The sequence below is a fragment of the Corallococcus praedator genome (assembly GCF_003612125.1).
GTDB classification, from domain to species: domain Bacteria; phylum Myxococcota; class Myxococcia; order Myxococcales; family Myxococcaceae; genus Corallococcus; species Corallococcus praedator.
The window spans coordinates 1-459 of the sequence record NZ_RAWI01000959.1 but is presented as its reverse complement, the minus strand read 5'-3'; the positions used below and the strand labels follow the sequence as shown (position 1 = coordinate 459).

The 459-nt window shown below is 68.4% G+C and carries 1 protein-coding gene; it reads right to left on the bottom strand.

The features are described 5' to 3' along the window. Positions 1-459: acyl-CoA dehydrogenase family protein (locus D7Y13_RS42590; RefSeq protein WP_500683202.1), on the bottom strand; the 459-nt coding region annotated here is incomplete at both ends.

Genomic DNA, 459 nt, shown 5'->3' with positions numbered 1-459 from the left:
ATCTTGGCCAGCACCAGGTGCACGATGTTCTCGGTGAGCTCGTGGTCGCCCGAGCTGATCCACATCTTGTTGCCCTTGAGGCGGTAGCGCGGGCCCAGGGTGTCGCTGTCGAACCCATCGCCATCGGGCAGCGCCCGCGTAGCCACGTCGGACAGCGACGAGCCCGCCTGCGGCTCGGACAGGCACATCGTGCCGGCCCAGCGGCCGTTGAATTCGTTCAGCGCAAACACCTGCTGCTGCAGCGGCGTGCCGTGCACCATCAGCAGGTTGGCATTGCCGGCCGTGAGCAGGTTGGAGCCGATGCTGATCGAGGCCACCGCAAAGAAGCTGTTGGCCGCTGCCTCCACCGTGTAGGGCAGCTGCATGCCGCCCGTGTCGTAGTCCTGCGCGGCGCTGAGCAGGCCCGATTCGGCGTAGGCGCGGCGCGCCTCGTGCGTGGCCTGGGGCAGCACCACGCGC